The organism is Streptomyces sp. NPDC005483, from assembly GCF_040606035.1.
Lineage (GTDB): Bacteria > Actinomycetota > Actinomycetes > Streptomycetales > Streptomycetaceae > Streptomyces.
Window position 1 is genome coordinate 201,475 of the sequence record NZ_JBEXEA010000005.1, and the last position, 19,700, is coordinate 221,174.

General features: G+C 70.1%; 15 protein-coding genes. 3 read left to right on the forward strand and 12 right to left on the reverse strand.

Going from position 1 to position 19,700, the window contains the following annotated elements; genetic code table 11:
• Positions 1 to 133: 133 nt before the first annotated feature.
• The 4 genes from ABZT06_RS12175 to ABZT06_RS12190 form a co-directional block, all read right to left on the reverse strand.
• Positions 134 to 4,231, reverse strand: coding sequence for an Rne/Rng family ribonuclease (locus tag ABZT06_RS12175; protein WP_355738740.1), 4,098 nt, complete (start codon positions 4,229 to 4,231; stop codon positions 134 to 136).
• 263 nt (positions 4,232 to 4,494) lie between these two features.
• Positions 4,495 to 5,259, reverse strand: coding sequence for a TIGR03936 family radical SAM-associated protein (locus ABZT06_RS12180; protein WP_355738743.1), 765 nt, complete (start codon positions 5,257 to 5,259; stop codon positions 4,495 to 4,497).
• Positions 5,260 to 5,307: 48 nt separating this feature from the next.
• The gene (locus ABZT06_RS12185) at positions 5,308 to 6,495 is read right to left on the reverse strand and encodes a hypothetical protein (protein ID WP_355738746.1); all 1,188 of its coding nucleotides are present in this window, start codon (positions 6,493 to 6,495) and stop codon (positions 5,308 to 5,310) included.
• A 15-nt stretch (positions 6,496 to 6,510) separates the two neighbouring features.
• Positions 6,511 to 7,038: a GNAT family N-acetyltransferase gene (locus ABZT06_RS12190; RefSeq protein WP_355738749.1), complete on the reverse strand. Its 528-nt coding sequence runs from the start codon at positions 7,036 to 7,038 to the stop codon at positions 6,511 to 6,513.
• A gap of 118 nt (positions 7,039 to 7,156) precedes the next feature.
• Here ABZT06_RS12190 and ABZT06_RS12195 point away from each other — a divergent pair, with 118 nt between their 5' ends.
• The 3 genes from ABZT06_RS12195 (at position 7,157) to ABZT06_RS12205 (ending at position 9,527) form a co-directional block, all read left to right on the forward strand.
• The gene (locus tag ABZT06_RS12195; RefSeq protein WP_355738752.1) at positions 7,157 to 7,741 is read left to right on the forward strand and encodes a TerD family protein; all 585 of its coding nucleotides are present in this window, start codon (positions 7,157 to 7,159) and stop codon (positions 7,739 to 7,741) included.
• Positions 7,742 to 7,878: 137 nt separating this feature from the next.
• Positions 7,879 to 8,577, forward strand: coding sequence for a DUF899 family protein (locus tag ABZT06_RS12200; RefSeq protein ID WP_355738755.1), 699 nt, complete (start codon positions 7,879 to 7,881; stop codon positions 8,575 to 8,577).
• A gap of 110 nt (positions 8,578 to 8,687) precedes the next feature.
• Positions 8,688 to 9,527, forward strand: coding sequence for a class II glutamine amidotransferase (locus ABZT06_RS12205; RefSeq protein WP_355738758.1), 840 nt, complete (start codon positions 8,688 to 8,690; stop codon positions 9,525 to 9,527).
• Between the two features lie 63 nt (positions 9,528 to 9,590).
• On the opposite strand, the gene ABZT06_RS12210 is transcribed toward ABZT06_RS12205, so the two are convergent.
• From ABZT06_RS12210 to mreD, 8 genes are all read right to left on the reverse strand, one after another.
• Positions 9,591 to 10,004, reverse strand: a complete 414-nt coding sequence (locus ABZT06_RS12210) for a hypothetical protein (protein WP_355738761.1) — start codon at positions 10,002 to 10,004, stop codon at positions 9,591 to 9,593.
• A gap of 136 nt (positions 10,005 to 10,140) precedes the next feature.
• A complete protein-coding gene (locus tag ABZT06_RS12215; RefSeq protein ID WP_355738764.1) occupies positions 10,141 to 10,824 on the reverse strand; it encodes a DUF4389 domain-containing protein in 684 nt (227 codons plus the stop codon).
• Positions 10,825 to 11,001: 177 nt separating this feature from the next.
• Positions 11,002 to 11,409: a hypothetical protein gene (locus tag ABZT06_RS12220; RefSeq protein WP_355738767.1), complete on the reverse strand. Its 408-nt coding sequence runs from the start codon at positions 11,407 to 11,409 to the stop codon at positions 11,002 to 11,004.
• A gap of 464 nt (positions 11,410 to 11,873) precedes the next feature.
• On the reverse strand, positions 11,874 to 13,844 hold the full coding sequence (locus ABZT06_RS12225) for a TIGR03960 family B12-binding radical SAM protein (RefSeq protein ID WP_355738770.1): 1,971 nt from the start codon (positions 13,842 to 13,844) through the stop codon (positions 11,874 to 11,876).
• Positions 13,845 to 13,920: 76 nt separating this feature from the next.
• Positions 13,921 to 15,420 (reverse strand): CYTH and CHAD domain-containing protein, encoded by a 1,500-nt coding sequence (locus ABZT06_RS12230; protein WP_355738773.1) that lies wholly within the window; start codon positions 15,418 to 15,420, stop codon positions 13,921 to 13,923.
• 65 nt (positions 15,421 to 15,485) lie between these two features.
• The gene (gene rodA / locus ABZT06_RS12235) at positions 15,486 to 16,685 is read right to left on the reverse strand and encodes a rod shape-determining protein RodA (RefSeq protein WP_355738776.1); all 1,200 of its coding nucleotides are present in this window, start codon (positions 16,683 to 16,685) and stop codon (positions 15,486 to 15,488) included.
• The gene (mrdA, locus tag ABZT06_RS12240; RefSeq protein WP_355738779.1) at positions 16,682 to 18,931 is read right to left on the reverse strand and encodes a penicillin-binding protein 2; all 2,250 of its coding nucleotides are present in this window, start codon (positions 18,929 to 18,931) and stop codon (positions 16,682 to 16,684) included. Before mrdA ends, rodA begins: the two co-directional genes overlap by 4 nt.
• Positions 18,932 to 19,011: 80 nt before the next feature.
• Positions 19,012 to 19,689, reverse strand: coding sequence for a rod shape-determining protein MreD (gene mreD / locus ABZT06_RS12245; RefSeq protein ID WP_355738781.1), 678 nt, complete (start codon positions 19,687 to 19,689; stop codon positions 19,012 to 19,014).
• Between the last annotated feature and the right edge of the window lie 11 nt (positions 19,690 to 19,700).

Genomic DNA, 19,700 nt, shown 5'->3' on the forward strand with positions numbered 1-19,700 from the left:
TGACAACTTTCCGTCGGACGCAATACCCACAGAATCACGAAATCCGCCCCCGGCGAACCGGGAGCGGATTTCGATCTTCATACGGCCGAATCTATGCGGTGACCGTCCGTCAGGCCATCTGTCAGGTCACCTGTCAGGCCTCGTCGGTCTGCATCGAGACGGACCGCGGCGGCTGCTGCTCGGCCGCCACCGTCTTCTTCGACGTCGCCTTCTTGGCGGTCGTCTTCTTGGCGGCGGTCTTCTTCGCGACCGTCTTCTTGGCGACCGTGGCCTTCTTGGTCGCGGCCTTCTTCGCCGTGACCTTCTTGGCCGTCTTACGGGCCGTCTTCTTGGCCGGAGCCGCCTCCTCGGCGGACTCCTCCGCGTCGACCGTCACCTCGGCCGGTGCATCGGCCGTCGCCTCGGCCGAAGGCACGACCACGACGGCCGCCTCCTCGGACGCGGTGGGCGCGGTGGCCTTGCGGACGGCACGGCGGCGCGGACGGGCCGGGGCCGCGCTCTCGGCGGCCACCTCGGTCTCGGCCGGAGCGGCCGGAGCCGGTTCGGCCTGCGGCGCGGCCACCGGCGAGGTCTCGGCGACCGTCACCACTGCGACTTCCGCCCCCGCGGGCGACCCCGCGGGCGCGGACACCTTGCGGGTGGCGCGACGCCGGGTACGGCCCTTCGGTGCAGCCTCGTCGACGACGGGCGCGGCCTCGACGACCGGGTCCTCCGCCGCGACCGGCTCGGCCTGCGCCTCGGCGGCCGTCTCCGGCTGCACGGGGCGTACGGCCTCCACCTCGGCCGGTACGGCCTGAGCGGTCGGCACCTCGACGTCCTCGGACACCGGGCTCTCCTGGTCGGCCGGCGCCTCGGCACCGCCCGGCCTCCTGGACCCGGCACCCCGCGGGGCACCGGCCGGAGAGGACGCCCGGCGGCTCGCCCTGCGACGGCCACGCCCGCGCGTGGCCGCGGCCTCCGCCTCGGCGACGCTGCTGTACAGCTCCTCGTCCGGCTGGAACTCGGCCGGCGTGAGCGCGATCGGCTCGGCCACCTCGGCGGCGAGCTCCGCCTCGGTCTCGACCTCGATGTCCTCCGGCGCCTCCACGACGGCCACGGCCTCGTGCGTGTGCTCGTGCCCGTCGCCGCCGCGCCCGCGCTTCTTGCGCTTGCCGCCGCCACCGGCGGAGGTCGGCGTCTCCATGTGCACGATGACACCGCGGCCGTTGCAGTGGACGCAGGTCTCCGAGAAGGACTCCAGCAGACCCTGCCCGACCCGCTTACGGGTCATCTGGACCAGGCCCAGCGAGGTGACCTCGGCGACCTGGTGCTTGGTCCGGTCCCGGCCCAGGCACTCGAGGAGGCGCCGCAGCACCAGGTCCCGGTTGGACTCCAGGACCATGTCGATGAAGTCGATGACGATGATGCCACCGAGGTCGCGCAGCCTGAGCTGACGCACGATCTCCTCGGCCGCCTCCAGGTTGTTCCTGGTGACCGTCTCCTCCAGGTTGCCGCCCTGGCCGGTGAACTTGCCGGTGTTGACGTCGACGACGACCATCGCCTCGGTCCGGTCGATCACCAGCGAACCGCCACTGGGCAGCCAGACCTTGCGGTCCAGCGCCTTGGCGAGCTGCTCGTCGATCCGGTACGTGGCGAAGACGTCGACCTCGGAGGTCCACTTCGACAGCCGGTCGGCCAGGTCGGGCGCGACGTGGGAGACGTATCCGTGGATGGTCTCCCAGCCCTCGTCACCGCTGACGACGACCTTGGTGAAGTCCTCGTTGAAGATGTCGCGGACGACCCGGACGGTCATGTCCGGCTCGCCGTAGAGCAGCGTCGGGGCGTTGCCGCTCTTGGCCTTCTTCTGGATGTCCTCCCACTGCGCCTGGAGCCGCTCGACGTCGCGGCGCAGCTCGTCCTCGCTCGCGCCCTCGGCGGCGGTGCGCACGATGACGCCCGCGTCCTCGGGGACGATCTTCTTGAGGATGGTCTTCAGACGCGCGCGCTCGGTGTCCGGCAGCTTGCGGCTGATGCCGGTCATGGAGCCCTCGGGGACATACACGAGGTAGCGGCCCGGGAGGGAGACCTGGCTGGTCAGACGCGCACCCTTGTGCCCGATCGGGTCCTTGGTGACCTGGACGAGCACGGGCTGGCCGGACTTGAGCGCGGACTCGATGCGGCGCGGCCCGTTGGCCATGCCGAGCGCCTCGAAGTTGACCTCACCGGCGTACAGCACCGCGTTGCGGCCCTTGCCGATGTCGATGAAGGCTGCCTCCATCGACGGCAGCACGTTCTGGACCTTGCCCAGGTAGACGTTGCCGACGTACGAGGTGGCCTGCTCCTTGTTGACGTAGTGCTCGACGAGCACACCGTCCTCGAGGACGCCGATCTGGGTGCGCTCACCGCTCTGCCGGACGACCATCACACGCTCGACGGCCTCGCGGCGGGCCAGGAACTCGGCCTCGGTGATGATCGGGACGCGGCGACGCCCCTGCTCACGGCCTTCGCGCCGGCGCTGCTTCTTGGCCTCCAGACGGGTCGAGCCCTTGATGGACTGCACCTCGTCGGACGGCTCGGCGCCCCTTTCCCGTGCGGGACGGGGCTCGCGCACCTTGACGACGGTCCGCTCGGGGTCGCTGTCACCGGGCTCGGTGTCGACGGAGGAGTCACCGGCCCGACGCCTGCGGCGACGGCGGCGACGGCTGCTGGAGCTGGAGCCGCCGGACTCGTCCGAACGGGCGTCCTCGTCGTCCTCGTCGTCCTCGGCACCGTCCTCGTCCTGGGCGGACTGCCCGGACTGCTCGGCCGCGAACTCGTCGGCGTCCTCGGAGTCCTCGTCACCGGCGGCCTCGGGGGAATCGCCCCGGCGCCTACGACGGCCACCGCGACGACGGCGCCTGCGCGACCCCGTCTCCTCGGCCTCGTCCTCGTCGACGGAGTCCTCGGCGGTCTCGTCCGCCTCCTCGTCCTCGACGACGGCCTCGGCGACGGTCTCCTGCGCCTCGGGCTCGTCGACGGCACCCCGACGCCGGCGGCGGCGCCGCGAACCGGTCTGCTCCTCGGCGATCTCCTCGACCGGCTCGACGGACTCGGCCGGCTCGCTCGGCCCGGCCTCCGCCTCCGCGGCGGCCTCGGCGGCGGCCCGCTGCGGGGTCTGGAACTGCGGCTCGGTGAAGACGGGCGCCTGGAACACGGCGACCGCGGGACGCGCGGGCCGACGCGCCGACCCGTCCTCGTCCTGGTCCTCGGCACCCGTACCGGCGGCGCGCCGCGCGGGCTCGGAGAACCCGGTGGCGGCCTGACGGACGGACCGACGCCGACCACGGCGCGGGGCGGCCTCCTCGGCGGCGGGGGCGGGGGCCTCGGCGGCGGCTTCCTGCACGGCGGGGGCCGCAGCGACCGGCTCGGACGGCGCGGTCTCGACGGCCTCGCCCTCGGGAGCGCCGGCGGGCGTGGAGACGCGACGCGTGGCACGGCGGCGGGTACGACGCGGGCCCGTGTCCTCGGCATCGGCGGTCTCGGCGGGCGCTTCCGCGGCCACCGGCTCGACGGTCTCGGCGGAAGGCGCCGCTTCGACGGACTCCTCAACCTCCACGGCCTCCGGAGCACCGGCGGGCGCGGCGGCACGCCGGGAAGCCCGGCGACGCGTACGCCCCGCGGGCGCGGCGGTCTCGGCGGCGGGCGCCTCGGCGGCGCTCTCGGCGGCGGCAGGCGTCTCGGCGGTCACCGGCACCACGGTCTCGGCGGACTCGTCGGCGGCGGAGGCACCGGCGGGTGCGGACACCCGACGGGTCGCGCGCCGGCGGGTACGCCCGGCGGGCGGAGCAGCTTCCTCGGCCTCGACGGCGGGCGCGCTGTCCGCGGCCGCGGTCTCGGCGGGCGCCTCGGCGGCCACCACGGGCACCACGGTCTCGGCGGCCTCGGCCGCAGCGGGCGCCCCGGCAGGGGCGGACGCCCGACGCGTCGCACGCCGACGCGGACGCCCGGCGGGCGCGGCAGCCTCGGCCGGCTCCTCCGCCTCGACGTTCCCGGCGTTCTCGACTGTCTCGTCGAGCTTCTCCTCCTCGTCCGTGACGAGGTCCTCCGCCTCCGCGGCCGCGACGGCCGGAGCGACGACCTCCTCGCCGCCCGGGGCGGCGGCGACCGGCGGACCCGCCGGCCTGGACGCGGCACGGCGCCGACGGCGCGGCGGCAGCGTGTCGCTGGGAGTGTTCTGTTCGGAACCCTCGATGGGTTCGGTCGGTTCGAGCATGCGGGCTTGTCTCCCGTCAGGCTCCCGGGCGCCGCGCCTGGTCCGGCGAGGATGCCGGTGACGTCCGCGGCTCGCGCGATGCGCGGTGCCGCCGTCCGGGGCGCGGGCGCCGCACGGGAGCTCTCTGTGTCCTGTCTCGCCGGTTCCGTACGCCCTTGTTGGGTACGGCCTGGCGAAAGTCTTGTGGTCAGTGCGCTGCCCGACCCAGGTGGCTCCCGAGTCCGAGGGCTGCGCTACGACGCCCGTCCTTCGCGGGACCTTCCTTACGCCGGTGCCTTCGCGGCGGCAGTCGGTTCGGCCGTTGAGTAGGCCTCGACTGCCTCGCGGTCGGGCGCGAGCGGGTCGGTCACCGTGCCGGTCTCTTCATCGAGCAGCCCCTGCGCCAGCCTGGTCACCGCTGCGGGGACCGGCGGCGCCAGGTCGGCCACGGCGCGGAGACCGGACAGGACGTCGTCGGGTCGAACGGCAGGCGTCACGTGCCGAACAACCAGCCGCAGTATCGCACAGGGCTGGTCGGTCGGCCTATCAGCAGGTTCACTCTGCGTTTCCAGTTGTACGACCGCGGGGCGGGCGTCAAAGGTCCGGAGGCCGTTCTTGGTGGTGCGCTGGACCTCGACCGCCTCGGCGGAGTCGAACGCGGCGACCGCGCGCTCGGCCTCGGCCGGATCCACGCCGTCCAGCCTGAGCTCCCACACGGAAGCGGTCAGCCGGTCGGCGAGTCCCGAGGTCCGGGCCTCGACCGCGTCGACGACATCGAGCCCGGCGGGCAGCGACTCGTCGAGGAGGAGCCGGAGCTTCTCCGGGTCGCGCGCCTGCGTGAGCGCGATCTCCAGGTACTCCGCCTCACTGCCCGTGCCGGTGGGTGCGGCATTGGCGTACGACACCTTCGGATGTGGCGTGAACCCCGCCGAGTACGCCATGGGCACCTCGGCACGGCGCAGCGCCCGCTCGAAGGCGCGCTGGAAGTCACGGTGGCTGGTGAACCGGAGGCGGCCGCGCTTGGTGTAGCGCAGTCGGATGCGCTGCACCGCCGGTGCGGGCGGCGGGCCTTCGGGCTGTCGCTTGCCCAGTGTCGCTCAGTCCTTCGTGAGTGCGGTCGTACTACTACCAAGAGTACGTGTGTCGGCGCCCGTCGGTTCCCGCCGGGCCACGGCCTCACGCTCACGGGTCACCGCGGCATCGCCGAAGAGCATCCGCCGGAAGTCGGCGCGGGCCTGCCGTACGGACTCACGGGCGGAGGCGAGCGTGGCCCGGGTGATCCGCCCCACACTGCGCGCGGCCTCGTCGACAGGACGCAGCACCATGTCCCGGATCACGTGCCCGACAGGGGTCAGGACCTCGCTATACACCCAGCGCACCGGCTCGACGAAGATCCACCTGAAGAGGGTTCCGAGGAACCGTCCGACGGCCAGCGAGAGGTGCCCGGCGATCCGCCAGGCGTGCCCGAGCGCGTCCCCCACCTCCCGGCCGACTACGGCGAGGACCCGGCCGACGGCGGCGAGGCCCCTTCCCACGGGCGCGAGGATCCAGCGCCACAGGGCGACGGCGGGCAGGACGAGCAGGATCCGGGCGATCCAGTACAGGGCGACACCGATCCCGGTGGCGACGGCGCCCGCCAGCCATGCGAGCCCCCTGGCGCACCAGACGATCGCGCGCCCGATCGGCGTGAAGATCCAGACGAGCACGGCACCGACACCCTTGAGGAGCCACAGGATCGCGTGCCCGACGGGGGTGCACATACGCGCGTACACCCATGTCAGGCCGGCCACGATCCCCCGCACCACCCACGCGATGCCGTGCCCGACCAGGGTGAAGCTCCAGACGAGCCCGGCGACCAGACCCTTGAAAGCCCACACGGTTCCGTGCCCGACCGGGGTGAGCACGCGCGCGTACACCCACACCAGCGCGGCCACGATCCCCCGCACGGCCCACGCGATGCCGTGCCCGACCGGCGTCAGCACGTACCGGTACAGCCACACCACGGGGATGCCCACGAGCACCTTGGCGAGCCATCCGACCGCCTTGGCGAGGGGCACGACCACGTATCGCCACAGGGCCACGCAGGGCCAGACGACCAGCGCCCGCCACAGCGGCCGCAGCACGCTGTCGCGCAGGAACCGCCCCACGACCACGACCGCGTCCCACACGATCCGCACGGGCACGACCAGCACGAGCACGATGATGCGTACGGGGATGCGAATCGCGACCGTCAGACATCCCTCGGGCCCGGACGCATGCGGCGCGGGCTGCTTCTCCAGGTCCATAACGACGTAGACGCCTCAGTTCCCCGTCCGGATCCAGTACCGAAGCTTTACGCCGCGCCGGTTCTCGAATTCTCCCCCATTGGCCTCGATCACTTTACGAGACGCGGTGTTGGTGGCGTCACAGGTGACCAGGGCACGGTCGATGCCCAGTTGACGGCAGACGGGCAGCGCGGCCGCGAGCATGGCGGTGGCGTGTCCCCGTCGCCGGGCGCCGGGACGGACCACGTATCCGATGTGACCGCCGAGCTCCAGCAGGTACGGGGTGAGCCGGTGCCGTACCGAGAGCCTGCCGAGGAAGGTGTCGCCGTCGACGTACCAGAGGTTCGTCATCGGCACCCAGTCCGGCCTGCGGGGCTGCTCCGTCTCCGCACGCAGCATGTCCACGAAGGCCGCGAATGCCGCCGGCTCCCGCCACGTCTTCTCGTACCCCCCGAGCTGCCCACTCTCCAGCACGGCCGGGTCGAGGCCCGCCTCGGTGAACTCCCGTACGGCGTCGAGGTAGGAGGCGTGAAAGCGGACGTCGGGCGGGGTCAGCTGCGGCATCAGCCCATGATGGCGAGACCGCGGGCCGCCCGGCCACGGGTTTACACGGGCCCCAGGTCCCGGCCGTGAGGGTGGGTCCGCCCTGGGACCTCGGCGAGAGCCCGTGCACTATGTCCCCATGATTACGCTTACGAAGGAAGACGGCCCCGCCGACCTGGACGGCGTGACCCATCTGTCCATAGGGGTCTCCTGGGATCCCACCGCGGGCGCCAGCGGTGGGGTGATCGGCAAGCTCCGCCGCAAGACCGGCACGGATCTCGACCTGATCGCCATAGCCATGCACGACGGCGACCCGGTGCGCCTGGCGGGCCTCGACTCGCTCGACCCCATCGGCAACGGCTCCCTGCTCCACAGCGGCGACAACCAGACCGGCCACGGGGACGGCGACGACGAGACGGTCACCGTCGAGTTCGCGAAGATCCCGCCGCACATCACGTCGATCGTCTTCGTCGCCGCGGCCTACAAGAAGGGCAGCTCCTTCCAGAAGGCCCGCAACGTCAGCTTCAAGGTCTACGACGCGACCGGCGGCAGCTCCCAGCAGGTCGCCGACATCTGGCCGAGCATGCTCACCACGGACAACGGCTGCGCGGTCGCCAAGGCGGTCCGGGTCGGCACCACCTGGAAGCTCGAGGTCATCAACACCACCGGCAAGATCAAGCAGGGCGACGAACTGGCCCTGATGCGCTTCGCCGCGAGCAAGTAGCGCTGCCGGCAGCGGGATGCCAGGGGGAGGCCGCCACGCCGACGGCCCTCCCCCTCTCTCGACCGATGACTTCCGGAGCCCGACAGGGTCTGCCTCTGCACAAGAGAAAGCTGCGCACGCACTCTGTGAGGGAACCCATGACCGCACACGCACTGCCTCCCGTCGTCGACACCGCGACATGGGAGCACCGGCTCGAAGCACTGCGGGCCCGGGAGAAGGCCGCCACGCGGGAACTCGACGCCATCGCGGCCGAGCGTCGCCGTCTGCCGATGGTCGAGATGCCCGACTACACACTGGAGAGCGAGGACGGCCCCGTACGACTGGCGGACGTCTTCGAGGGCAAGCGGCAACTGATCGTCTACAACCACATGTGGTTCACCGGCCAGGAATGGCAGTGCCCGGGCTGCACCGGCTTCACCTCGCAGTACACCCGCCTGGAGTTCCTGGACAACTACGACGCACGGTTCGTCGTCGTCACCCAGGGTCCGATCGAGGAAGTCCTCGCCTACAAGGAGCGGGTGGGCAACAGGATGCCGTGGTACTCGACAGCGAACAGCCCGTTCGGGACCGACGTCGGCGCCCCGCCCGACGGAGGATTCGCGGTCAACGTCTTCCTGCGCGACGGCGACACCGTCTACCGCACCTGGCACACGAGCGGCCGCGGCACCGAGCAACTCAGCCACACCTTCGCCCTGATCGACCTCCTCCCCTACGGCCGCCAGGAGGAATGGCAGGACTCCCCGGACGGCTGGCCCCAGTCCCCCACCTACAGCCGCTGGGCCACATCGAAGGACATCGCAGCGCTCTACGGCCCGAACCCGGGCGCCGCGCGCTGAGCCCGACGCCCGGACGGGGGGCAGCGCTTCACGCCCTGCTCCCCCGCCCGGGCGATCCGTACTGGTCGCAGGAGTGTCGCCGTCCTTGGTCGAGGAAGGTGAGTGCCCACATGTGCCGCTGGATCGCCTCCTCAGGCACGCCGGTCCTTCTCAGCCACGTCCTGTTCGAGCCTCGACACAATCTGACCGACCAGAGCCTGCACTCCCGCCTGGGAGTGGAGACCACCAACGGCGACAGCTTCGGCGTCGGCTGGTACGCACAGGACCTCACCACACCGGCGGTCCTACGGGACGTGGGCCCTGCCTGGAACAACCGGAACCTGCAGGAAGTAGCTCACCACGTGCGTTCGGGTCTGTTCTTCGCCCACATCAGGGCCACGACCGGAACAGCCGTCCAGCAGACCAACTGCCACCCCTTCCGACGGGATCGCTGGCTGTGGATGCACAACGGCATGATCAACGAATTCCATCGGCTCAGACGTGACCTGGCCCTGGCCGTCGACCCGGCCCTCTACCCCGAGATGGAGGGTTCCACCGACTCCGAGCTGATGTTCTACCTGGCCTTGACCTTCGGTCTCGCCGAGGACCCGCCGGGTGCCGTGGCCCGCATGGCCGGCCTGATCGAGGAGACGGCACGCAGACACGGTGTCCCCCACCCCCTGCAGATGTCCGTCGCCCTCGCCGACGGTGATCGTCTGTGGGCTTTCCGCTACTCCGGTGAGGGCTCGTCGCGGTCCCTGTTCTACAGCGCCAGGGTGGACTCCCTCCGCGCACTCCACCCCGACACCGAGTTCCTCCGAGAGGTCGGGGACGAGACCCGCCTCGTCGTGTCCGAGCCACTGGGCGACCTGCCCGGCGCCTGGAACGAAGTACCCGAGAGCAGCTACGGCATCGTCCAGCCGGGCCAGGACATGCTCCACCCCTTCCGCCCCCAACTCCACCAGCCGTAGCAGGCGCCCACCGACGACTTGGGCAGTCGCCCGCCACCTACTCCGGAAGCCCGCGCGGTCGCGTCAGACAGCAACGCCTGGAATCAGCGCCACCAGCCCGGAAAGGAAGCTGCCCAGCGCTGCGAGGGTGACGAGGGTGGCTTTGCCGTCCGAGAACAGCCCAGAGCAGAACTCGCGCACGCGGCGCCGAAAGATCAGCATCTTGAGCTTCTGCCAGCGGTGTTGATGAATGTGGCAGCCCATGAGGATGCCGGTGGCGTTGTTACGGCAACCGTCGGTCCGTCCTCGGACGGGCGCCCCGCAGGTCACCGGAGCTTGGAAGAAGGACCAGAGCACGACCAAAGCCGACAGGGTGACGATCACCACTGGGCCGGCTGCCGCGTTGATCCATGCCGCGATGAGAAGCGCCCCAGCCAGGACACCCCACCACTGCCCCAAACCACCGAACCGACTGCTTCTCGCCCCCGAAGTCGCCATGCCAGTAATCGTGGCTACGCGTCCGACGAATCATGCAGCCGGCGAGCGAGATGACCGAAAGGAGACCCAGGGTGAGCATGCGAAGCACCGACCGCAACAAACGCAGCCGCCACAGCCCCTTGCTTGCCTGCTTGTACTACCGACCGGAACCGTTCCCCGAGGTCTTTGCCAGCGGGGAGTCCTGCCCGCCCATGTCGAGGCGGAATGGTGGGTACTCATCGGTCATCAGTGCGGCATAGGCCACCACCCGTGCGGCCCAGCGGGCCAGGCCCAGCAGGAAGTCGAAGAGGTGAACCGGGTAACGGGCGGTGAACGCCAGGATGATCACGGCGACCAGGGAGAGGAAGGGAATCAGGCCCACGCCGCGCCAACTGTCCGCTTCTCCCGAGCCCCAGCCACCGACGAACATCCCGACGACGATGTACTGCGGGATCGCCAGGAGCCACCACTTCACGAGGACCAGGCCGCGGGAGAGACGTTCGGGATAGGCGACGTCGAAATGCGCTGGGTAGTCGGGCACATCCGCGAGGGTGAACGGGGGGTACCGGTCGGTGCCGAGCGCGGTGTGGGCGTAATAGCTGACACGCCAGTTCCAGCGCAGTACGCCGACGTTGAAGTCGAAGAGGGATCGGGGGTAGCGACCGGTGAACAGGATGGCGAAGAACGCGACGACGGTCACTAAGACGAACGCAATCCACAAGAAGAACAGCACGATGTAGTGCGGGACAGCGAGGAGCCACTTCACCAGCCACAGCAATCTGGACAGTCGCGGGTCGAGAAACGCTTCGATACGCACAGATGACGCGGTGACAGGAACCATGTGGCCAACTCCTTTCGAGCGTCCCCGCCCGGCGGCCACCCGTCCGTGCCCTCACCCCCACAGGCAGGCGCCGAGGCGGTCGCCTGATCATGAATTCAGGTTCGCACGCGAGATGGAAGGCCGCGAATCGGGCGGGTCCGCTTGCCCAGAAAAGGACTCAGCCGCTTGTTCAGTTCATTAGCTGGCAGTCCGGTCAAAGCTGGTGACGTTGAGCTTGATGCCCTTCACGCTCTTGAGCGTCGTGGGGTACTCGCCCCGAGCCGTCTGGCCCGGTTGCACGTTGGTCTCCAGCTGCGAACCGTTCGCCAAGCGAGTGCCGCCGGCGTCGACCGCTTCCCAGTCCCAGGAGTAGTTGGACTTCTCGCCGCTGCTGTTCTTGATCATCCAGACGAGCCAGATGTCGGTGATGCCGGCTTGCGAGCGGTCGTCGAGCTGGAAGCTGATGAGGTCAGCTCGTTCCCCTGCCGGTTCCCGTGTCTGCCTCTGCTGTGTCTTCGCAGTGGGCTTCGCACTGGGCGCAGAAGTGGTGCTCTCGCCCTTGTCCCCCGACGCGATCACCAGCACAACCATGACGATCACGACCACCGCGGCCAGGGCACCGGCACACCCCCAGAGACAGCCACGGCCCCGTCGCTTCTTCTGCGGTGGCCCAGGAGGCGAGGTCCACTGCCCGGGAGGGGAAGAGGCCTGCCCAGGACTTCCCCACCGCGGATTACCCCCTGGCGGCTCGCTCGCTGACATGGCGCCTCCTCCGTAGCGGATATCGCCACGCTAGGAAAGCCATGAGGCCCGCCGCGAACCAAGAGCAGCCACTCAGGCGACAGCCACCGGGTACAGGGCTATACCGGGGCCCACAACCACCTCAGACCCACTCCACCTCGGAATGGACAGTCGCCGAGCCTCCAGCGGGCGGCAGAGGCGTTCTCGCCGCCTCCCGCACAACCGCCCGCCGCCCACTCTCCGCCCCAAGCGCCCTCAGGACAGCAGCCGTCTCCTCCTCGCTGCCGTCCCCGAGGGCATCCACAATGCGCCGCAACGCCTCGCTCACCTCAGTGCGTATGACCGCTCGAAGCCGGCGCCGGACCCGCGTTCTTGACCGTCAGCGGAAGCAGCTTCTTCCCGGTCGGTCCGATTTGTATAGCCGTGTCCATCTGAGGACACACCCCGCAGTCGAAGCAAGGCGTCCACCGGCAGTCCTCGACCTCCGTCTCGTCGAGGGCGTCCTGCCAGTCCTCCCAGAGCCAGTCCTTGTCCAACCCCGAGTCCAGGTGGTCCCACGGGAGGACTTCCTCGTAGGTCTTCTCGCGGGTCGTGTACCAGTCGACGTCCACGCCGAACGCGGGGAGCGTCTTGTCGGCGCAGGCCATCCAGCGGTCGTAGGAGAAGTGCTCGCGCCAGCCGTCGAAGCGGCCGCCGTCCTCGTAGACGGCCCGGATGACGGCGCCGATGCGGCGGTCGCCCCGCGACAGCAGGCCCTCCACGATGCCCGGCTTGCCGTCGTGGTAGCGGAAGCCGATCGAGCGGCCGTACTTCTTGTCGCCGCGGATCTTGTCCCGGAGCTTCTGCAGGCGGGCGTCCGTCTCCTCGGCGGAGAGCTGCGGGGCCCACTGGAAGGGCGTGTGCGGCTTGGGGACGAAGCCGCCGATGGACACCGTGCAGCGGATGTCGTTCTGGCCGGAGACCTTGCGGCCCTCGGCGATCACCTTCGTCGCCATGTCGGCGATCTGGAGGACGTCCTCGTCCGTCTCCGTCGGCAGGCCGCACATGAAGTACAGCTTCACCTGGCGCCAGCCGTTGCCGTACGCCGTGGAGACCGTGCGGATGAGGTCCTCTTCCGAGACCATCTTGTTGATGACCTTGCGCATGCGCTCCGAGCCGCCCTCGGGGGCGAAGGTCAGGCCCGAGCGGCGGCCGTTGCGGGTCAGTTCGTTCGCGAGGTCGACGTTGAAGGCGTCGACGCGGGTGGAGGGGAGGGACAGCCCGATCTTGTCCTCCTCGTACCGGTCCGCCAGGCCCTTGGCGATGTCACCGATCTCCGAGTGATCCGCCGAGGAGAGCGAGAGGAGGCCCACCTCCTCGAAGCCCGTCGCCTTCAGGCCCTTCTCGACCATGTCGCCGATGCCCGTGATGGAGCGCTCGCGGACCGGGCGGGTGATCATGCCCGCCTGGCAGAAGCGGCAGCCCCGGGTGCAACCGCGGAAGATCTCCACGGACATGCGCTCGTGGACCGTCTCGGCGAGGGGCACGAGGGGCTGCTTGGGGTACGGCCACTCGTCCAGGTCCATGACGGTGTGCTTGGACACGCGCCACGGGACGCCCGACTTGTTGGGGACCACGCGGGCGATACGGCCGTCCGGGAGGTACTCGACGTCGTAGAACGCCGGGATGTACACCGAGCCCGTCTTCGCGAGGCGGAAGAGGACCTCCTCGCGGCCGCCCGGCCGGCCCTCCGCCTTCCACTCGCGGATGATCTTCGTCATGTCGAGGACGGCTTGCTCGCCGTCGCCGATGATCGCCGCGTCGATGAAGTCCGCGATCGGCTCGGGGTTGAAGGCCGCGTGGCCGCCGGCCAGCACGATGGGGTCGTCGAGGCCACGGTCGCGGGACTCCAGCGGGATGCCCGCCAGGTCCAGTGCCGTGAGCATGTTCGTGTAGCCCAGCTCCGTGGAGAAGGACAGGCCGAACACGTCGAAGGCGCCCACCGGGCGGTGGCTGTCCACCGTGAACTGCGGGACGTGGTGCTCCCGCATCAGCGCCTCCAGGTCCGGCCACACGCTGTACGTGCGCTCGGCGAGGACGCCCTCCTGCTCGTTGAGGACCTCGTAGAGGATCATGACGCCCTGGTTGGGCAGACCCACCTCGTAGGCGTCCGGGTACATCAGTGCCCAGCGGACGTCGCAGGACTCCCACGGCTTGACGGTGGAGTTGAGCTCACCGCCGACGTACTGGATGGGCTTCTGCACATGCGGGAGCAGAGCTTCGAGCTGCGGGAACACCGACGCGGCGGTTTCGGCTGACATCTCGCACTTCCATGGACGGACAGGGGTGACCATCTAGCCTAACGCGGCCGCGCCCACCCCCCGTACGCCCGCGGGGTCACAGGGCGTCCGCCTCCCCCTTGATCCCGTCCCAGAACCCGGGCAGCTCGGCCTCCACCGCCGCCGCCCGCTGCTCCTCACGCCCGTACAGCAGCCCGTAGGTGAAGGCACTCTCCCCCGCCGCGTGGGCGACGGCGGACAGCTCGCGCAGGGTCTGCCGGGCCATCACGCTGTCCTGGTGCTCGCCCAGCAGGTTCTGGAGCGCCTTCATGGACTTGACCATGGTCTTGGCGGGATCGCCGAGGGACGGGCGGGCCGCCTCGGCGGCGTAGCGGGTGCGCTTGGTCTTCTTGCGGGCCTCGTGGATCGCGACGTCCCGGTCGGTGCCGGGTTCCAGCTCCAGGGCCTGACCGACGAGCCCGGAGACCTTGCGGAAGTCCTTCCGGACGGTTTTGGCGATCACCTTGTGGGGTTTCTTCCCGGCCGCCTTCAGCAGCGGCGGGTCGGCGATCAACGCGTCCAGGGCGTCGAGCAGGGCGAGATGGCGCCGGGAGTCCAGCACGCCGACCAGCCGCGCGCTCGCCCCGCCGGGGTTGCCCCCCGACCAGACGCTCAGACGTTCGGTCACGGGCCCCGAGACCAACGTCACGGGCACCTCGTCGAGGGCCGTCGACAGACGCTCGCTGAGCACCTCACGGTCCCGGTCCACGCCCAGCTCGCCGGCCAGCCACTTCAGCTCGTCGCTGATCGGGTCGGTGACGGCCCGGTCGAGGACCTTGCCGTACGACTTGAGGGTGCTGCGCAGTCGGCGGGTGGCGACGCGCATGCTGTGCACGGAGTCCTCGGCGTCCTGGCGGACGGCCGGGTCGAGTTCGACGATCGCGTCCCGCTGGGCGCGCACGTACGCGAGGACATGGTCGCCGGCGGTCACCGGGTCCGCGGTGACGGGGCGCTTCTTCCTGGGCGCGGTCTCCGCGAGGGCCCGGGCCAGCTTCGAGGAGGACCCGGACGGCCGTACGCCCGCTTTGCGCAGCCGCTTCTCCACCTTGTCGAGGAAGGCCGGGTCGCCGCCGTCGGCGAGTTCCACCTCGATCTCGGTCCACTGGGCGTCGCCGACTCCGCCGCTGAGCCGCTCGGCGTGCACGGCGTCCACGCTGACCTCGGCGAGCAGCCGGCCGTCCGCGTCGAGGAGGTGGCGCACGTCGCGGGCGGAACGGAGCCGGACGACGGGCAGCAGTTCGACGTCCCGGACGCGGGAGCGGACCAGCGCGGCGAGTTCGTCGGGGAGGGTGTCGGAGAGCGGGGACCGGATCTCGTCGCGCACGCCCTCGGAGACGGGGAACTTCAGGTGCCAGCCCGCGTCCGATCCACCCGTGCGGCGGCGCAGGGTGATCGAGGACGTCATGAGGCGTTCGTCGGGCGTGTCGTAGTAGGTGGCGTCCAGCTGTGCGACTCCCTTGTCGACGACGGCCTCGACCCCGGCGACTCCGGTCAGGTCGGGCAGGCCGCTGTCGTCGGACTCATACTTGCGTTCGATCTCCCGCTTTGTGTCCGCCATGATTCAAATCTACTGGTCGTCCCCCGGTTCCGGCAGGGGGCCGACCGCCACCCGGACGAGGCGGCCTACGCCGACATCGGCCGTTGCACCCTGATCGACTGCAGCAGCCCCACCGCCACCCACACGGCGAACATCGACGATCCGCCGTACGACACGAACGGCAGCGGCAGACCGGTGACCGGCATGATCCCGAGGGTCATGCCGATGTTCTCGAAGGCCTGGAAAGCGAACCAGGCGACGATCCCGGCGGCCACGATCGTGCCGTACAGCTCGGTCGTCTCGCGGGCGATCCGGCAGGCCCGCCACAGGACGACCCCGAGCAGGAGGATTATCAGGCCCGCGCCGACGAAGCCCAGTTCCTCCCCGGCGACGGTGAAGACGAAGTCGGTCTGCTGCTCCGGCACGAACTGGCCCGTGGTCTGCGAGCCGTGGAAGAGCCCGGCGCCCGTGAGGCCGCCCGAACCGATGGCGATGCGGGCCTGGTTGGTGTTGTAGCCGACGCCCGCCGGGTCGAGGCTCGGGTTGGCGAAGGCGGCGAAGCGGGCGATCTGGTACTCGTCGAGCACCCCGAGCTGCCACACGGCGAGCGCGCCGAGCGTCCCCGCGCCGAGGAGCCCGAAGACCCAGCGGTTGGAGGCGCCGGAGGCGAGCAGCACACCGAGCACGATGATGACCATGACCATGACCGACCCGAGGTCGGGCATGAGCATCACGATCAGCATCGGTACGGCGGCGAGGCCCAGGGCCTGGAGCACCGTGCGGTGGTCCGGGTAGGGCTTGTCGCCCGCGTCGACCCGGGCCGCGAGCAGCATCGCCATGCCGAGGATGATCGTGATCTTCACGAACTCCGAGGGCTGGAGCGAGAACCCGCCGCCGAGCACGATCCAGGAGTGGGCGCCGTTGACCGTGGAGCCCAGCGGGGTGAGGACCAGCAGGAGCAGGAAGACCGAGGCGCCGTACAGCAGGGGCACGGCGGTGCGCAGGGTGCGGTGGCCGACCCACACCGTGCCGATCATCAGGGCGAACCCGATGCCGGTGTTCATGAGGTGGCGGATCAGGAAGAAGTACGGGTCGCCCTGGTTGATCTCGGTGCGGTTGCGGGTCGCCGAGAAGACCAGGATCGAGCCGATCAAGGACAGGGCGAGGGCCGAGAACAGTATCGGCCAGTCCAGCCGGCGGGCGAGCGAGTCGCGGGCCAGCAGCCGGGTCCAGCCCGCGCGTGCGGGGCCGTACCCGGAGACCTGGAAGCTGTTCGCCCCGGTCATGTGAGCATCCTCCGGCTCCCCCTGTTGCGGCGCCGCCTGCGGGTGTCACGGTTCCCGTTGGTCGGCGTGTTCACGGTCGCGCCCTGCTGTGTCTCGTCCGGCTGGGGCGTGGCCTCCTGGCTCGCCCGCTGGTCCTTGGCCGGGTCCTTGGCGATCTTCGGGGACTTGATGGTCCCGTCGGTCTGGATCTTCGGCAGGCTCGTCTGCGGGGTCGGCAGGAGCGCGTTCTTCTTGTTGATGGTGCCGTCGGCCGAGACGCCGTACATGGCGTTGTAGATCTTGCGCACGGCCTCACCCGAGGCGCCGGAACCGGTACCGGCCTGGGCGATCGTCATGACGACCGTGTAGTCCTTGGAGTACGTGGCCAGCCAGGACGTCGTCTGCTTGCCGTAGACCTCGGCGGTGCCGGTCTTGGCGTGCAGCGGGATCTTGTCCTGCGGCCAGCCGCCGAACTTCCAGGCGGCCGTACCGCGGGTGACGACGCCTTCCAGGGCGGCGTCCATGCCCTTGAGGGTGGCCTGGCTGACCGGAAGCTTCCCGGTCGGCTTGGGCTTGATCTCCTGGACGGTCTTGCCGTCGGCGCTGATGATCGCCTTGCCGATGCTCGGCTGGTACATGGTGCCGCCGTTGGCGAGCGCCCCGTAGATCCTGGCCTCCTGGATCGGGGTGACGAGGGTGTCGCCCTGACCGATGGAGTAGTTGATGGAGTCACCCTCGCGCATCTTGTTGCCTTCGAGGCAGTTCTCGTACGCGATCTTCTCGACGTAGGTGCCGTCCTTCTTGCCGGTCTTGCACCAGGCGTCCTTGTTGGCCTTCCAGTACGACTCCTTCCACTGGCGGTCGGGGACACGCCCAGTGACCTCGTTCGGGAGGTCGATGCCGGTCTCCTTGCCGAGGCCGAACTGGTGGGCGGCCTTGTAGAAGTAGTCCTTCGGCTCGCCCTTCTTGGGGTTGATGCCGCCGTCCTTCTTCCACTCCCGGTCGGCGAGGCCGTAGAAGACGGTGTCGCAGGAGACCTCCAGGGCGCGGCCGAGGGAGATGGGGCCGAAGTTCTCGCCCTCGAAGTTCTTGAAGACCTGGCCGCCCACGGAGTACGAGCTGGTGCAGGGGTAGCCGCCGTCCCACACGTATCCGGCCTCGACCGCGGCCGCCGTGGAGACGACCTTGAACGTCGAACCGGGTGCGGACTGACCCTGTATGGCCCTGTTGAGCAGCGGGTAGTCGGAGCCCTTGCCGGTGAGCTTCTTGTAGTCCTTGGCGGAGATGCCGCCGACCCAGACGTTCGGGTCGTAGGTCGGGGCGGACGCCATGGCGACGATCCGGCCGGTCTTGGCCTCCATCACGACGACGGCACCGGAGTCGGCCTTGTAGTTCTCGCCGGTGATCTTGTCGTACTGCGTGCGGGCGATCTTCATCGCCTGGTTCAGCTCGTACTCCGCGACGCGCTGGACGCGGGCGTCGATGCTGGTGACGAGGTTGGCGCCGGGCTGGGCCTCGTCGGCCTCGGCCTGGCCGATGACGCGGCCGAGGTTGTCGACCTCGTAGCGGGTGACGCCGGCCTTGCCTCGCAGTGCCTTGTCGTACTGGCGCTCGAGACCCGAGCGGCCGACCTGGTCGGAGCGCAGGTAGGGCGAGTCGGTGTCCTGGGCCTTGGTGATCTCGTCGTCGGTGACCGGGGAGAGGTAGCCGAGGACCTGAGCGGCGTTGGACTTGCCGGGGGCGGCGTAGCGGCGCACGGCCTCGGGCTCGGCGGTGATGCCGGGGAAGTCCTCGGCGCGCTCGCGGATCTGCAGGGCCTGCTTCGGGGTGGCCTCGTCGGTGATGGGGATGGGCTGGTAGGGCGAGCCGTTCCAGCAGGGCTGGGGGGTCTTCGCGTCGCAGAGCCGGACCTTGAGCATGACGTCCTTGGCCGGCATCCCGAGGACCTTGGCCAGCTTGGCGAGGACGGCCTTGCCGTCGTCCCTCATCTTCAGCAGGTCGGTGCGGGAGGCGGAGACCACGAGCCGGGTCTCGTTGTCCGCCAGGGGCACTCCGCGGGCGTCCAGGATCGAGCCGCGTACGGCGGGCTCGACGACCTGCTGGACGTGGTTCCCGGAGGCTTCCTTGGCGTACGCGTCGCCCTCGCGGATCTGGAGGTACCAGAGGCGGCCGCCGAGGGTGCCGAGGAGGGACAGCACCAGGATCTGGATGACGACGAGTCGGATCTGGACCCGTGGGGTCCGTCCGGTCTCGGGGATATTGGTCACTGCGGCTGCCGCCCCCTCTCAGTGTGTGTACGTGTCATATACGGCGAAGCTGTGAACGCGGTCCGCCGACTCCCGTGGGGTCACAGCCGCTTGACCCCCTTGATGCGGCCCACCCGCGCGGTACGGGTGCGCGCCTTGGTCTTCAGGCTGCCCAGGCCGCCCCGCTGACCGCCGATCTTCAAGCCCGTGCCCGAGGAGAGCCAGCCCGAGGAGATGTCCGTCGACTTGGCCGCGGAACCGGCCTCGGCGAGCGGGTCGTTGTCGGCCCGGCGGGCGAGCGCCATGATGCCGGGAACGACGAACGGGGCGAGCAGCAGGTCGTACAGGGCGGCCGTGAACAGCAGGCTGGGGAGGCCGACATGGCGGGCGGCGGTGTCGCCGACGAGGGCGCCGACACCCGCGTACAGCAGGGTGGTGCCGATGGCGGCGGCGACCACGACGACCATGGGGCCTGTGGCCGACTTGAGTCTGCCGTTCTCCGGTTTGGCGAGCCCCGCGAGGTAGCCGATGACGCACAGCACCAGGGCGTAACGCCCGGCGGCGTGGTCGGCGGGCGGGGCGAGGTCGGCGAGGAGACCGGCGGCGAAACCGACGAGGGCGCCGCCGACATGGCCGTAGACCAGGGCGAGGCCGAGGACGGTGAGGAGCAGCAGGTCGGGGACGGCGCCCGGGAGGTGCAGGCGGGCGAGGACGCTCACCTGGACGACGAGGGCGACCACGATCAGGGCGGCGGACAGCAGGATCCGGTTGACGCGCATGACTACAGCTC

Excerpts from the sequence above, each read along its gene's own strand:
- ABZT06_RS12175 (WP_355738740.1), bottom strand. The coding sequence starts at position 4,231 with ATGCTCGAACCGACCGAACCCATCGAGGGTTCCGAACAGAACACTCCC.
- ABZT06_RS12185 (WP_355738746.1), bottom strand. The coding sequence starts at position 6,495 with ATGGACCTGGAGAAGCAGCCCGCGCCGCATGCGTCCGGGCCCGAGGGA.
- ABZT06_RS12190 (WP_355738749.1), bottom strand. The coding sequence starts at position 7,038 with ATGCCGCAGCTGACCCCGCCCGACGTCCGCTTTCACGCCTCCTACCTC.
- ABZT06_RS12195 (WP_355738752.1), top strand. The coding sequence starts at position 7,157 with ATGATTACGCTTACGAAGGAAGACGGCCCCGCCGACCTGGACGGCGTG.
- ABZT06_RS12200 (WP_355738755.1), top strand. The coding sequence starts at position 7,879 with ATGACCGCACACGCACTGCCTCCCGTCGTCGACACCGCGACATGGGAG.
- ABZT06_RS12205 (WP_355738758.1), top strand. The coding sequence starts at position 8,688 with ATGTGCCGCTGGATCGCCTCCTCAGGCACGCCGGTCCTTCTCAGCCAC.
- ABZT06_RS12210 (WP_355738761.1), bottom strand. The coding sequence starts at position 10,004 with ATGGCGACTTCGGGGGCGAGAAGCAGTCGGTTCGGTGGTTTGGGGCAG.
- ABZT06_RS12215 (WP_355738764.1), bottom strand. The coding sequence starts at position 10,824 with ATGGTTCCTGTCACCGCGTCATCTGTGCGTATCGAAGCGTTTCTCGAC.
- ABZT06_RS12225 (WP_355738770.1), bottom strand. The coding sequence starts at position 13,844 with ATGTCAGCCGAAACCGCCGCGTCGGTGTTCCCGCAGCTCGAAGCTCTG.
- ABZT06_RS12230 (WP_355738773.1), bottom strand. The coding sequence starts at position 15,420 with ATGGCGGACACAAAGCGGGAGATCGAACGCAAGTATGAGTCCGACGAC.
- rodA (WP_355738776.1), bottom strand. The coding sequence starts at position 16,685 with ATGACCGGGGCGAACAGCTTCCAGGTCTCCGGGTACGGCCCCGCACGC.
- mreD (WP_355738781.1), bottom strand. The coding sequence starts at position 19,689 with ATGCGCGTCAACCGGATCCTGCTGTCCGCCGCCCTGATCGTGGTCGCC.